The organism is Aquitalea pelogenes, assembly GCF_001515305.1.
In the GTDB taxonomy this organism is placed as follows: Bacteria; Pseudomonadota; Gammaproteobacteria; order Burkholderiales; family Chromobacteriaceae; genus Aquitalea; species Aquitalea pelogenes.
The window spans coordinates 60,958-74,007 of record NZ_LNQV01000014.1; the positions used below are offsets into that span (position 1 = coordinate 60,958).

Sequence of the window (13,050 nt, forward strand, 5' to 3'; positions counted from 1 at the left end):
TCAAAAATCCGCAGGGACCGGAGTGGAATCCGGCAGCAAGCTGTTATTGGACGGCTCGTCCGGCTGCACATTCAGCACGCGCAGCGCGCCGCCAGCCACCTGGGAAAACACCGGCGCGGAAATGGCACCGCCGTAGTATTTGCCGGCCGTGGGTTCATCAATCATCACGGCCACGATCAGTTTGGGGTTCTTGCCCGGGGCAAAGCCGATGAACAGTGCGCGGTGCTTGTTGGCCACATAAGTGCGGCCTTCCAGCTTGCGCGCGGTACCGCTCTTGCCGCCGATGCTGTAACCGATGATGCGGCCGCCAACGGCACCGCCACCCGGTTCGCTGTTGGCGACCAGCAGGTCATGCATTTCGTGGGCGGTTTTTTCGCCCAGCACCCGCTTGCCCGGCATCGGGTTGTTGGTCTTGTACAGCGAGATGGGCAGCATCACGCCATCATTGGTAAAGATGGTGTAGGCCCGCGCCATCTGGATCAGGCTGACCGACACGCCATAGCCAAAGGACATGGTGGCCTGTTCGATGGGCCGCCAGTTCTTCCAGTCGCGCAGGCGTCCGGCTGCTTCACCAGGAAAGCCGGTATTGGGTGCGCGGCCAAAGCCCAGCGAGTCGTAGTAGGTCCAGAAATCCTGCGGGCTGCTCAACAGCGCCAGCTTGCTGGTACCGACGTTGGACGACTTCTGGATGATGCCCAGGATGTTCAGGCTGGGTTGTGGCGACACATCACGGATGGTGGCCGGGCCAATCATGTAGGTGTGGGTATCCAGCACCGAGTTGACTGTGGTCTTGCCGTGTTCCAGCGCCAGCGAGATCGACAGCGGCTTCATGGTGGAACCCGGCTCGAACAGGTCGATCACCGCGCGGTTGCGCAGCATTTCCGGCGTGGTGCCAACCCGGTTGTTGGGGTTGAACGAAGGGTAATTGGCCAATGCCAGCAGCTCGCCGGACTTGGCATCCAGCACCACCACACTGCCGGCCTTGGCCTTGTTTTCTTCCACAGCCGCCTTGATTTCGCGGTAAGCCAGATACTGGATGCGGTGATCCACCGCCAGGGCCAGGGTCTGCCCGTCCTTGGGCGGTTCAATGGCGGCGACATCTTCAATGATGTGGCCACGGCGATCCTTGATCACCACGCGGCGGCCATCCTTGCCAGCCAGCATTTTTTCGCGTGCCAGCTCTACCCCTTCCTGGCCTTTGCCATCCACCCCGGTGAAACCGATGATGTGGGAGATGATTTCGCCAGCCGGGTAAAAACGGCGGTATTCCTGTTGTTTGGCAATGCCGGGAATGCCCAGCGCCATCACCTTGTCAGCCAGCTCCGGGCTGATCTGGCGCTTGATGTAGACGAATTCCTTCTTGCGGTCAGACAGCTTGGTAGCCAGCTCTTCCGGGCTGATGTCCAAAAGGCTGCCCAGCTCGCGCAACTTTGCCGGGGGGATGGGTTCCATGTCGGCCGGGCTGGCCCAGATGGTTTGCACCGGCGAGCTGATGGCCAAGGGTTCGCCATTGCGGTCGGTAATCACCCCGCGGTTGGCTTCCAGCGTCATCGCGCGGCGGAAACGGGCCTCACCCTGGCCTTGCAGGAAGTCCTGCTGCACCACTTGCAGGTAAATGGCGCGGCCGATCAGCGCCAGAAACAGCATGCCAAGCATCAGCAAGACAAAACGCACACGCCCTGCCGTCATTTTCAGGGCAGGGCTGGCATCCGCAATGCGTTCACGCTGGTGGGCCGAGTAGCTGGTGCGCATCAGGCTCCTCCCCGCGGGGTAATGACCTGGATCTGGCGCGGGTCGGGCGTGTGCATGCCCAGACGGGTGCTGGCGGCTTTTTCAATCACCGCATGGGCACCCCAGGTACTTTGCTCCAGTTGCAACTGGCCATACTCCACTTCCAGCTGCTGGGCGGATTTCTGCTCTTTCTGCAGGTCGCTGTACAGCCTGCGCGACACGTGCTGGGACGTGACCACCGACCAGGCGGACACCACCACAAGAGTCAGGAGAATCGCGCACAGACGGTTCATGCATCCCCCTCACGCCACGGCGCAGCCGTGCGTTGGGCAACACGCATGATGGCACTGCGCGAACGGGGGTTTTCACGGATCTCTTCTTCGTTGGCGCGCACGGCCTTGCCTACGCTGTTGAGTGGGGGCTGGGCCATGTCTTCGGCCCGCACCATCACCCAGCTGGGCAGCTTTTCCACACTGCTGGCATCGCGCAGGTATTGCTTGACGATGCGGTCTTCCAGCGAGTGGAAGCTGATGATGGCCAGACGGCCGTCTTCAGCCAGATGGCGCGCCGCCTGCGGCAGGACGGCCTTGAGCTCGTCCAGCTCGCGGTTCACAAAGATCCGGATCGCCTGGAAGGTACGCGTGGCTGGGTCCTGACCCGGTTCCCGAGTACGGACGTTTTTCCCAACGAGCAAGGCGAGCTCACGCGTGGTCTGGATGGGAGCGAGCTCCCGTTGCGCAACAATGGCTGCTGCGATCTTGCGAGCAAACCGCTCTTCACCATAAGTCTTGATGACCTCTTTGATTTCGTCTTCTTCCGCACTGGCCAGCCACTGGGCGGCGGTAATGCCGCGGGTGGTGTCCATGCGCATGTCCAGCGGCGCGTCGAAACGGAAACTGAATCCGCGACGGCCATCGTCGATCTGTGGCGAGGACACGCCCAGATCCATCAATACACCATTCACCGTGGCCACACCCAGGCGGGCCAGTTCCTGACCCAGGGTCTCGAAACCGTTGTGGACAATGGTGAAACGGCTGTCTTCTGCCGCCAGCCGTTCGGCTTCGGCGATGGCTTCCGGATCCTTGTCAAAGGCAATCAGCCGGCCTTCGGGGCCCAGCCGTGACAGGATCAAGCGGCTATGACCACCTCGGCCAAAGGTGCAGTCGACGTACACGCCATCAGGTTTGATGGCGAGTGCTTCGACAGCCTCGGCAAGCAGCACCGTGCGATGCACGAACGGGGTGGGGTTCACAGCGTAAAGTCTCCAAGATGTTGTGCCAGGTCGGCTTGGTCTATTGCCAGGGCGTCATTGGTCTGGCTGTCCCATTCCTCGGCATTCCACAGCTCGAAGCGGTTACCCATGCCCACCAGTGCCACGTCCTTGTCGAGGCCGACCAGATCGCGCAGGCGGGAGGGAAGCAGGATGCGTCCGGCGCTGTCCATTTCCAGCGTTTCTGCGTGGCCAAGCACGAGGCGCTGGTAGCGTTTCAGCGTGGGATTGCCGGTGGGAAGGGCGAGAAGGCGGGCTTCGACCGGACGCCAGTTGGGTTCGGGGTAAATCAGCAGATGATCGGGAGATTCGAGGGTCACCACCAGCTTGTGGCCAAACGCGGACAGCAGTGTCTCACGGTGTCTGGCCGGAATGGCCAAACGACCCTTGCTATCAAGAGAGACAATGCTGACGCCACCAATCATGAGCTGGAAACCACCGCTGAAAGTTGAGGGGCCGTCGCCCCACTTTTACCCACTTCACCCCACTTTCCGCCACTATAAGAAAGAACTGCACTACGGTCAACATCACTTGGTGCTAATTCACCTTTTGCGACAATGACTTAGCGGCACGGTGAAAATGTGCTTTCCGTGTCAAATCAGTGAGTTAATAAGCACTGTCAAAGTGAGCTATGAACTGGAATGGTGCAGGAAGGCAACACAATGATTTTTAATGACAAGAACATCAGACAGCGTGCGATGATTGCGCAGCACCTGAAAGAAATACTTGAAAAAGAAAAAACGGAACAGCATGCACTGTACATGCCGTTCCGCTTGCTGAAGCTCAAAGGCCCGGATCAGGCCAGTTTCTGCTTCAGGATTTCCTGCACCTGGGCCGGGTTGGCCTTGCCCTTGGAAGCTTTCATCACCTGACCGGCCAAGGCATTCAGTGCCTTTTCCTTGCCGGCGCGGAATTCCTCCACCGCCTTGGGGTTGGCGGCAATGGCTTCTTCCACCATTTTCTCGATGGCACCCACGTCAGACACCTGCTTGAGGCCATCACGCTCAATGATGGCATCGGCAGACAGATCGCTATCCCACAAGGCATCGAACACTTGCTTGGCCAGCTTGCTGGACAGGGTGTTGTCGGCAATGCGCTGGATCAGGCCGGTCAGGCGTTCGGCCGAGATCGGGCAATCGCCAATATCCTTGCCTTCGCGGTTCAGGCGGGCGGCGATTTCACCATTCACCCAGTTGGCGGCCAGCTTGCCCTGACCGGAGGCCTGGGCAACGGCTTCGAAATATTCTGCCGTGGCGCGGCTGCCGGTCAGCAGGGCCGCGTCGTAGGCTGATACGCCGAAGGCTTCGACAAAGCGGGCCTTCATGGCGCTGGGCAGTTCCGGCATTTCGCTGCGGATGCGGGCGATCTGCTCATCGCTGATGCGTACCGGCAGCAAGTCCGGATCGGGGAAGTAGCGGTAGTCGTGGGCGTCTTCCTTGCTACGCATCATGCGTGTTTCGCCGCTGTCCGGGTCGAACAGCACGGTTGCCTGTTCCACGCGGCCGCCATCTTCCAGGGTGTCGATCTGCCACTGGATTTCATACTTGATGGCCTGCTCCAGGAAGCGGAAGGAGTTCAGGTTCTTGATTTCGCGGCGGGTACCGAATTCCTGCTGACCGAACGGGCGCACCGAAACGTTGGCATCCACACGGAAGCTGCCTTCCTGCATGTTGCCGTCGCAAATGCCCAGCCACATCACCAGACTGTGCAGGGCGCGGGCATAGGCCACGGCTTCTTCCGGCGAGCGCATGTCCGGCTCGGACACCACTTCCAGGAGCGGGGTGCCGGCGCGGTTGAGGTCGATGCCGGTCATGCCGCTGAAGTCTTCATGCAGCGATTTGCCGGCATCTTCTTCCATGTGGGCACGGGTCAGTTTGACCAGTTTTTCTTCCTCGCCCACCAGAATCGGCAATACGCCGCCTTCGACGATAGGCAGCTCCATCTGGCTGATCTGGTAGCCCTTGGGCAGGTCGGGGTAGAAGTAGTTTTTGCGCGCAAATACGTTCTTCTGGTTGATCTTGGAACCCAGCGCCAGACCAAGGCGGATGGCTTTTTCCACCACGGCCTTGTTCATCACCGGCAGCACGCCGGGAAAGGCCAGTTCCACGGCCGAGGCCTGGGTGTTCGGCTCGGCACCAAAGGCGGTGCTGGTGCCGGAAAAAATCTTGGTAGCGGTGTTGAGCTGCACATGCACCTCAAGACCGATGACGACTTCCCATTTCATCGCGGAGAAATCCTTTTGCTATGCCGACAGGGGCGGACGCTGCGCCGCCCCGCTACGGTCTTGATTACAGGGCGGGAGCGCGGGTGTGCCAGTCGGTAGCCAACTGGAACTGATGCGCCACATTCAGCATTTTTGCTTCGCCAAAATAATTGCCGATGATCTGCAAACCCACCGGACGGCCCTGACGGTCGAAACCGGCCGGCACGCTCATGCCGGGCAGGCCGGCCAGGTTGACCGACAGGGTGTAGATGTCGGACAGGTACATCTGTACCGGATCGCCGGATTTCTCGCCGATATTGAAGGCGGCAGTCGGTGCCACCGGCCCCAGGATCACGTCACACTGTGCAAATGCGGCGGTGAAGTCGTTGGCAATCAAGCGGCGGATTTTCTGCGCCTTCAGGTAGTAAGCATCGTAATAGCCGTGCGACAGCACATAGCTGCCCACCAGAATGCGGCGCTTGACCTCGGCGCCGAAACCTTCGGCGCGGGTCTTCTCATACATGTCCACCAGATCTTTGTAATCCGCCGCACGGTGGCCGTAACGCACGCCATCGTAACGCGACAGGTTGGTGGAGGCCTCGGCCGGGGCAATCACGTAGTAGGCCGGGATGGACAGCTCGGTATTGGGCAGGCTGATGTCCACCACCTGTGCGCCCTGCTTTTTCAGCTCGGCCACGGCGTCTTCAATCACCTTGGCCACGTCGCCATCCAGGCCGTCGGCAAAGTACTCGCGCGGCAGACCCACGCGCAAACCGGCCAGCGGCTGGTTCAGGTCGCGGGTGTAGTCTTCGCGGGCACGTTCCAGACTGGTGGAGTCACGCTCGTCGAAACCGGCCATCACGTTCAGCATCAGCGCGCAGTCTTCGGCGGTCTGGGCAATCGGGCCGCCCTGATCCAGCGAGGAGGCATAAGCCACCATGCCGTAGCGCGATACCACACCATAAGTGGGCTTGATGCCGGTGACGCCACAGTGGCTGGCTGGCTGGCGGATGGAACCGCCGGTGTCGGTGGCGGTGGCCACCGGCGTCAGGCGTGCAGCAACAGCAGCGGCGGAACCACCGGACGAGCCGCCAGGAATGGCTTTCAGGTCCCACGGGTTTTTCACGGCACCGTAGTAGCTGTTTTCATTGGACGAGCCCATGGCGAATTCGTCCATATTGGCGCGGCCCAGCGTCACCAGGCCAGCGGCATTGCACTGTTCCACCACATGCGCGCTGTAGGGCGAGATGAAGTTGTCCAGCATTCGGGAGCCACAGCTGGTTTTCCAGCCCTGCTGGCAGAAGATGTCCTTGTGGACCATGGGCACACCGGTGAGCAGGCCGGCATTGCCAGCCGCACGGGCAGCGTCGGCTGCCGCGGCATCGGCCAGGGTGCGGGCGCGGTCCACGGTGATGAAGGCGTTCAGCTGCGGGTTCAGCGCCTCGATGCGGTCCAGGTATTGCGTGGCCAATTCCACGCTCGACACCGCACCCGCCGCCAGTTGTTGCGACAGTTGCTTGAGGGTGGCGTTCGTCATTTTGTCTTGATATCCGGTTAAGCTGGGATCAGTGAGCAGAAGCACCCGGCCTGCAGGACGGGTTTCGCACTTCGGAAAAAAGCGATTCCCAGGCGGGAACCATCCGAACAGCGATTGCTCTGAAACTCACTCGATTACCTTGGGAACGAGGAACAAACCCTTTTCCACCTGCGGGGCAATGGCCTGAAAAGCCTCCCGCTGATTGGTCTGGGTCACGATGTCTTCACGCAGGCGCAGGCTGACATCCTGCGGATGCGCCATCGGTTCGATGCCATCGGTGTTGACGGCCTGCATCTTCTCGATCAGGCCAAAAATATTGTTAAGCTGGTTGCCAACCGCGACGATTTCTTCGTCGCTTACGTTGATGCGGGCAAGCTTGGCAATCCGCGCGACATCCTGGTGCGTCAGAGACATGGCGTCCTCGTTAAAACCTTTAATATTTCAAGCTTTATAGGGTATCATAAGGGGTTTGATTCTCCCAAGATCGACATCACACATCGCAGCAGGAAAAACGCAGCTGACAACAGGGTTTTCTGTCTGTCATGCCTGTTGTTCATTTCCGTGCTGCAATGCAACAATGATGTCCCCGGAATGCCGCCGTCCGCTGCCTCAGGCCTGCGCCGCGACGGGCCCGGGAAGCCAAGCCCATGCTAAGAATTTGCCGGACGCGCATCGCGCCCGACTGACGGAAACTGAACCAGGACCGCCCAATGTTTCGTTCGCTCACCGGATACTTCTCCAACGACCTTGCCATCGACCTTGGCACGGCCAACACCCTCATTTACATGCGTGGCAAGGGCATCGTGCTTGACGAGCCGTCGGTGGTCGCCATTCACAGCGACGCGCCTACCAACAAGAAATCCATCCTGGCCGTCGGCCTGGAAGCCAAGAAGATGCTGGGCCGCACTCCCGGTTCCATCCAGGCCATCCGCCCGATGAAGGACGGCGTGATTGCCGACTTCACCGTGACCGAGCAGATGCTCAAGCAGTTCATCAAGAAGGTGAACCCCAACCGCTTCTTTGCTGCCAGCCCGCGCATCGTGATCTGCGTGCCCTGCGGTTCCACCCAGGTGGAACGCAAGGCAATCCGCGACTCGGCCCTGGCTGCCGGTGCGCGCCGTGTCGAGCTGATCGAAGAGCCGATGGCTGCTGCCATCGGTGCCGGCCTGCCGGTTGAGGAACCGACTGGCTCCATGGTGGTGGACATCGGTGGCGGCACCACCGAAGTGGGCGTGATTTCGCTCGGTGGCGTGGTGTACTCCAACTCGGTACGTGTTGGCGGTGACAAGTTCGACGAAGCCATCATCAATTACATCCGCCGCAACTACGGCATGTTGATTGGTGAAACCACTGCCGAAGAAATCAAGAAGACCATCGGCTCGGCCTTCCCCGGTGCCGAAGTACGCGAAATGGAAGTCAAGGGCCGCAACCTGGCTGAAGGCATTCCGCGTGCCTTCACCGTGTCGTCCAATGAAATCCTGGAAGCACTGACCGAACCCCTGAACCAGATCGTTTCCGCCGTGAAGATCGCGCTGGAACAGACCCCGCCGGAACTGGGTGCCGACATTGCCGACAAGGGCATGGTACTGACCGGTGGTGGTGCGCTGCTGAAGGATATCGACCGCTTGCTGGCCGAAGAAACCGGCCTGCCGGTATTCGTGGCCGAAGAGCCGCTGACCTGCGTGGTTCGCGGTTCGGGCAAGGCGCTGGAAAAAATGGACAAGATCGGCACCATTTTCACCAACGTACCCTGATTGTTGCCTAAACGGAGTTGCTGCCGCCCCGTCAAGGGGTGGCATACCGCCTGATGGACTTCGCCAACACCCCCAGCTTTTTCCGCTCCGGGCCCAAGCCCGGCACGCGCCTGTTCCTGTGCGCGCTGGCCTCCATCGCGCTTCTGGTGGGCGACAGCCGTTACGGACTGATGGAGCAGGCCCGCGATGGCATGTCCCTGGTGCTCTATCCCTTGCAGCGGGTGGTGAACATGCCGCTGGGCATGGTGCGCCATTTCGGTGACTACTTCACCGTCCAGGCCGATCTCAAAAACGAAAACGACCAGCTGCGTACCCGCCAGCTGGAAATGTCCGCCCGGCTGGCCAGGCTGGAAACGGTGGAGCGGGAGCTGAACGAGTTGCGTCAGCTCAACAGCATCAAGGCCACGCGCACCGATGCACCGCAGCTGGCCGAGACCTTGTACACCGGCCGCGACCCCTTCTCTTACAAGATCATCATCGACAAGGGTGCCGATGCCAATTTGCAACCGGGACAACCGGTGGTGGATGCACGGGGCCTGCTGGGCCAGATTACCCGCGTACAGCCGCTGACAGCGGAAGTCACGCTGATCATCGACAAGAACCAGATGGTGCCGGTGATGATTGCCCGTACCGGCGAGCGTGCCATCCTGTACGGTTATGGCGGCGGCGTGGAAATCCGCTACCTGCCCTTGCATGCCGACGTGCGTGAAGGCGACAGCATTGTCACTTCCGGCATTGACGGCCTGTATCAGGAAGGAACGCCGGTGGCGCGGGTCAGCAAGGTAGAACGCAATGCCGGCGCGGCATTCAGCCGTATCACCACCGAGCCGCTGGCCGGGGTGCAGCAAACCCGCTATGTGCTGGTATTGCAGCAAAAGGGCCAGACACCGCCACGCCCGGCCGAACCGGTCGTGCCTGTGAAAAAGACCAAGGGCAAGAAGCCCGCCGATTCGGAGTAAGCATGTCGTTCGACCGCCCCAAGGAATTGCTCAAGCCGGTCAAGCGCCGCTTCATTTTCATGACCTTTCTGCTGGCAGTGCTGGTGGAAATGGTGCCGCTGCCGCATGGCTCCACCCGCTGGCTGCCGGACTTCATCAGCCTGGTGCTGCTGTACTGGGTGATCAACCAGCCGCGCCGGGTGAATGTGGGCATTGCCTTCCTGATGGGGCTGGTGGCCGACATTGCCACCGCCGGCATGCTGGGCCAGCACGCGCTGGCCTATTCGGTCACCGCCTATCTGGCACTGAGCCGTCAACGCCAGCTGATCATGTTCAACCTTGGCCAGCAGGCCTTGAGCGTGCTGGCGCTGATGCTGTGCAACCAGAGCATCATGGTGGTGGCGCGCATGCTGACCGGCTCGGCCTTTGTCGGCTGGAGCTACTTCCTGCCGCCGCTGATCGGTGCCCTGTTGTGGCCGCTGCTGACCAAGCTGCTGCTGTTGCCCTACCGTCATCACTCGGTGTAAGTCGTGCGCCCTACCCGCTTCAAGAACCCGCAGGCTGAAGATGGCCAGTTCCAGCTTCGGCTGATTGTGGCTTATGTCTTCATGCTGCTGATGTTCTGCCTGCTGATTGCCCGTTTTGTCTGGCTGCAGGTCTACCAGTACGAGCACTTTTCCACGCTGGCGCAGAACAACCGCATTTCGCTGCTGCCCATCCTGCCCAACCGCGGCCTGATCATGGACCGCAACGGCGTCATCCTGGCGCAGAACTATTCGGCTTACACGCTGGAGCTGGTGCCCAGCAAGATGCCGGACATGAATGCCACTATTGCCGAACTGGCCAAGCTGGTGAACATCACCCCGCGTGACGAAAAGCTGTTCAAGAAGCTGCTGGGCGAATCCAAGGATTTCGAATCCATCCCGCTCAAGGTCAAGCTGACCGAGGAAGAAGCCGCCCGCGTGGCTGCCAATGCCTGGCGCTTTCCCGGCGTACAGGTGAAGGCACGGCTGTTCCGCGACTACCCGTACAAGGAACTCACCAGCCATGTGCTGGGCTATATCGGCCGCATCAACCAGAAAGACCAGGAGCGGCTGGACGATGAAGACAAGAGCACCAATTACAAGGGCACCAATTACATCGGCAAGACCGGCCTGGAAGCGGTGTACGAGGATGATCTGCACGGTCAGGTGGGCTTTGAAGAAGTGGAAACCGACTCCGGTGGCCGCGCCATCCGCAGCCTGCGCCGCACGCCGCCGGTCAACGGCAACAACCTGAAGCTGGCGCTGGACATCCGCCTGCAGGAAGTTGCCGACAAGCTGTTCGGCAACCGTCGTGGCGCGCTGGTGGCCATCGACCCGCAAACCGGCGGTGTGCTGGCCTTCCTGTCCAAGCCGGGTTTCGATCCCAATCTGTTCATCGACGGCATCGACAGCCAAAGCTGGGCGGCGCTGAACAACGACTGGCAAAAGCCGATGATCAACCGTGCGCTGCGCGGTACCTATCCGCCCGGCTCCACCTTCAAGCCCTTCATGGCCATGGCGGCGCTGGAAACCCACTCCATCGGCATGCATGATGTACGTCCGGCACCGGCCTTCTTCACCCTGCCCGGCTCCAGCCACCAGTTCCGCGACAGTAACAAGAACGGCAATGGCTCGGCCAACCTGGCCAAGGCCATCCAGGTGTCCAGTGATACCTTCTTCTACAAGCTGGCCTGGGACATGGGCATCGACAAGATTGCACCCACCGTCGGCCAGTTCGGCCTTGGCCGTCCCACCGGCATCGACCTGGACGGCGAAGCCAGTGGCGTACTGCCTACCAAGGAATGGAAAGCCAAGCGCTTTGCCCGCTACAAGGAAGAATTCCGCCGCTGGTACCCGGCCGACGTGGTAAGTATCGGCATCGGCCAGGGCTTCAACTCCTACACCCCGCTGCAAATGGCGAACGGCATCGCTACGCTGGCCAATGACGGCGTGGCCTACAAGCCCCACCTGGTACAGGAAGTGGTGGATGCGCGCAGCGGCAAGAGCCGGCTGATTGCCGCCAAGCCCGACCATGTACTGCCCTTCAAGCAGGAAAATTTCGAGTACGTGAAAGCCGCCATGCAGTCGGTGCTCAAGCCCGGCGGCACCGCCTGGCGGCTGGGTGTGGGCCTGCCCTATACCATGGCCGGCAAAACCGGTACCGCCCAGGTGGTGGCCATCAAGCAGGGTGCCAAGTACAACGCCTCTGCCCTGGCCGAGCAATATCGCGACCATTCCTGGTTTGTCGCCTTTGCCCCGGTGGAAAAACCACGCATTGCCGTGGCCATCATCGTGGAAAACGCGGGCTTTGGTGCCGCTGCTGCCGCGCCGATTGCCCGCGGCCTGTTCGACTACTACATCACCGGCAAGGTGCCGGGTTCCATTAGCGGGGACCTGAAAACCGTGCCCATGGATACTGCCGATGACGCTGCAGCCGCATCTGATTAAACGCCTGTGGCTGGCCATCAAGGCCCCGCTGGATGGCCCGCTGATGATCATTCTGGGCCTGATCTTCGCCCTGAGCCTGGTGGTGCTGTATTCGGCCAACAACCAGGGCCTGGACAAGATCGACAACAAGCTGGTCTACACCCTGCTGTCACTCACCATCATGTGGCTGCTGGCACGCAGCCGGCCGCAAAGCATCATGAACTTTGCCCCGCCCATTTACGGCATCGGGGTGGTATTGCTGCTGGCCGTGCATTTCAAGGGCGTGACGGTGAACGGTTCCACCCGCTGGCTGGAGCTGGGCATCACCCGTATCCAGCCGTCGGAAATCATGAAGATTGCCCTGCCGATGATGCTGGCCTGGTTCTTCCAGAAATACGAACTGTCGATGCGCTGGTGGCATTATCTGGTGGCAGCGGTGATGATCGCCATTCCCTGCGCGCTGGTGCTGAAGCAGCCCGACCTTGGCACCACCATGCTGATTGCGGCATCCGGCTTTTTCGTGCTGTTCTTTGTCGGCCTGCCGTGGAAGGTGATTCTGGGCGGGATGATTGCCGCCGGGGCCAGCATGCCGGTGGTGTGGAACATGCTGCATGACTACCAGCGCCGCCGGGTGATGACCATGATAGACCCGATGGAAGACCCGCTGGGCGCGGGTTATCACATCATCCAGTCCATGATTGCCATCGGTTCCGGCGGTCCCTGGGGCAAGGGCTGGCTCAATGGCACACAGACCCATCTGGACTACATTCCGGAACGCACCACCGACTTCATCTTTGCCGTGTATTCCGAGGAATTCGGCCTGGTGGGCAATATCGTGCTGGTGATTCTTTATACCCTGGTGCTCAGCCGCGCCATGATGATCACCGCCGGGGCGCAAACCCTGTACGGCCGCGCCATGGCCGGGGCCATCACCCTGTCCTTCTTTGTCTATGCCTTTGTCAACATGGGCATGGTGGCGGGTATCCTGCCGGTGGTGGGCGTGCCGCTGCCCTTTGTTTCCTATGGCGGCACCGCCACCGTCACCCTGTTTGTCGGCATGGGCATGCTGATGAGCATAGGCAACGCCCGGCGTTAAGCGGTCGTCAGACCGTCCACACCGGTCTGGCCATCACACGTTACCTGACGCTACTGACCAAACCGCGTGGA

The 13,050-nt window shown here is 60.7% G+C and carries 12 protein-coding genes; 5 read left to right on the forward strand and 7 right to left on the reverse strand.

Features of this window, described 5'->3' with window-relative positions; genetic code table 11:
- The 7 genes from AWT75_RS08070 to gatC all read right to left on the reverse strand — a co-directional run bounded on the left by AWT75_RS08070 (position 1) and on the right by gatC (position 7,155).
- Complete coding sequence (locus AWT75_RS08070) at positions 1–1,752, reverse strand: peptidoglycan D,D-transpeptidase FtsI family protein (protein ID WP_045846494.1); 1,752 nt, start codon at positions 1,750–1,752, stop codon at positions 1–3.
- Positions 1,752–2,024 carry a cell division protein FtsL gene (gene ftsL / locus AWT75_RS08075; RefSeq protein WP_045846495.1) on the reverse strand — a complete coding sequence of 91 codons (273 nt, stop codon included), beginning with the start codon at positions 2,022–2,024 and terminating at the stop codon, positions 1,752–1,754. Before ftsL ends, AWT75_RS08070 begins: the two co-directional genes overlap by 1 nt.
- The gene (rsmH, locus tag AWT75_RS08080; RefSeq protein ID WP_062788750.1) at positions 2,021–2,983 is read right to left on the reverse strand and encodes a 16S rRNA (cytosine(1402)-N(4))-methyltransferase RsmH; all 963 of its coding nucleotides are present in this window, start codon (positions 2,981–2,983) and stop codon (positions 2,021–2,023) included. Before rsmH ends, ftsL begins: the two co-directional genes overlap by 4 nt.
- Complete coding sequence (gene mraZ / locus AWT75_RS08085; RefSeq protein WP_045846497.1) at positions 2,980–3,426, reverse strand: division/cell wall cluster transcriptional repressor MraZ; 447 nt, start codon at positions 3,424–3,426, stop codon at positions 2,980–2,982. The genes rsmH and mraZ overlap by 4 nt, the downstream gene beginning before the upstream one ends.
- A 371-nt stretch (positions 3,427–3,797) precedes the next feature.
- On the reverse strand, positions 3,798–5,225 hold the full coding sequence (gene gatB, locus AWT75_RS08090) for an Asp-tRNA(Asn)/Glu-tRNA(Gln) amidotransferase subunit GatB (RefSeq protein ID WP_062788752.1): 1,428 nt from the start codon (positions 5,223–5,225) through the stop codon (positions 3,798–3,800).
- 64 nt (positions 5,226–5,289) lie between these two features.
- A complete protein-coding gene (gene gatA / locus AWT75_RS08095; RefSeq protein ID WP_062788755.1) occupies positions 5,290–6,741 on the reverse strand; it encodes an Asp-tRNA(Asn)/Glu-tRNA(Gln) amidotransferase subunit GatA in 1,452 nt (483 codons plus the stop codon).
- Positions 6,742–6,867: 126 nt separating this feature from the next.
- On the reverse strand, positions 6,868–7,155 hold the full coding sequence (gene gatC, locus AWT75_RS08100) for an Asp-tRNA(Asn)/Glu-tRNA(Gln) amidotransferase subunit GatC (RefSeq protein WP_045846500.1): 288 nt from the start codon (positions 7,153–7,155) through the stop codon (positions 6,868–6,870).
- Between the two features lie 296 nt (positions 7,156–7,451).
- On the opposite strand from gatC, the gene AWT75_RS08105 reads away from it, so the two are divergent.
- Genes AWT75_RS08105 through rodA form a run of 5 tightly spaced genes read left to right on the forward strand, consistent with a single transcriptional unit; the run spans position 7,452 to position 12,979 of the window.
- Positions 7,452–8,495, forward strand: coding sequence for a rod shape-determining protein (locus AWT75_RS08105; RefSeq protein WP_045846501.1), 1,044 nt, complete (start codon positions 7,452–7,454; stop codon positions 8,493–8,495).
- 53 nt (positions 8,496–8,548) lie between these two features.
- The gene (mreC, locus tag AWT75_RS08110) at positions 8,549–9,454 is read left to right on the forward strand and encodes a rod shape-determining protein MreC (protein WP_062788758.1); all 906 of its coding nucleotides are present in this window, start codon (positions 8,549–8,551) and stop codon (positions 9,452–9,454) included.
- A 2-nt stretch (positions 9,455–9,456) separates the two neighbouring features.
- Positions 9,457–9,960 (forward strand): rod shape-determining protein MreD, encoded by a 504-nt coding sequence (gene mreD, locus AWT75_RS08115; RefSeq protein ID WP_062788759.1) that lies wholly within the window; start codon positions 9,457–9,459, stop codon positions 9,958–9,960.
- 3 nt (positions 9,961–9,963) lie between these two features.
- Positions 9,964–11,904: a penicillin-binding protein 2 gene (gene mrdA / locus AWT75_RS08120; RefSeq protein WP_062788761.1), complete on the forward strand. Its 1,941-nt coding sequence runs from the start codon at positions 9,964–9,966 to the stop codon at positions 11,902–11,904.
- Entirely contained in the window at positions 11,879–12,979 is a 1,101-nt protein-coding gene (gene rodA, locus AWT75_RS08125; protein WP_193394069.1) for a rod shape-determining protein RodA, read from the forward strand. The genes mrdA and rodA overlap by 26 nt, the downstream gene beginning before the upstream one ends.
- The last annotated feature ends 71 nt before the right edge of the window (positions 12,980–13,050 follow it).

What these genes read in the sequence shown, in the direction of transcription:
- gatB (WP_062788752.1), bottom strand. Translation starts at nt 5,225, where the DNA reads ATGAAATGGGAAGTCGTCATCGGTCTTGAGGTGCATGTGCAGCTCAAC.
- AWT75_RS08070 (WP_045846494.1), bottom strand. Translation starts at nt 1,752, where the DNA reads ATGCGCACCAGCTACTCGGCCCACCAGCGTGAACGCATTGCGGATGCC.
- rodA (WP_193394069.1), top strand. Translation starts at nt 11,879, where the DNA reads ATGACGCTGCAGCCGCATCTGATTAAACGCCTGTGGCTGGCCATCAAG.
- mreD (WP_062788759.1), top strand. Translation starts at nt 9,457, where the DNA reads ATGTCGTTCGACCGCCCCAAGGAATTGCTCAAGCCGGTCAAGCGCCGC.
- mreC (WP_062788758.1), top strand. Translation starts at nt 8,549, where the DNA reads ATGGACTTCGCCAACACCCCCAGCTTTTTCCGCTCCGGGCCCAAGCCC.
- mraZ (WP_045846497.1), bottom strand. Translation starts at nt 3,426, where the DNA reads ATGATTGGTGGCGTCAGCATTGTCTCTCTTGATAGCAAGGGTCGTTTG.
- AWT75_RS08105 (WP_045846501.1), top strand. Translation starts at nt 7,452, where the DNA reads ATGTTTCGTTCGCTCACCGGATACTTCTCCAACGACCTTGCCATCGAC.
- gatC (WP_045846500.1), bottom strand. Translation starts at nt 7,155, where the DNA reads ATGTCTCTGACGCACCAGGATGTCGCGCGGATTGCCAAGCTTGCCCGC.
- ftsL (WP_045846495.1), bottom strand. Translation starts at nt 2,024, where the DNA reads ATGAACCGTCTGTGCGCGATTCTCCTGACTCTTGTGGTGGTGTCCGCC.
- gatA (WP_062788755.1), bottom strand. Translation starts at nt 6,741, where the DNA reads ATGACGAACGCCACCCTCAAGCAACTGTCGCAACAACTGGCGGCGGGT.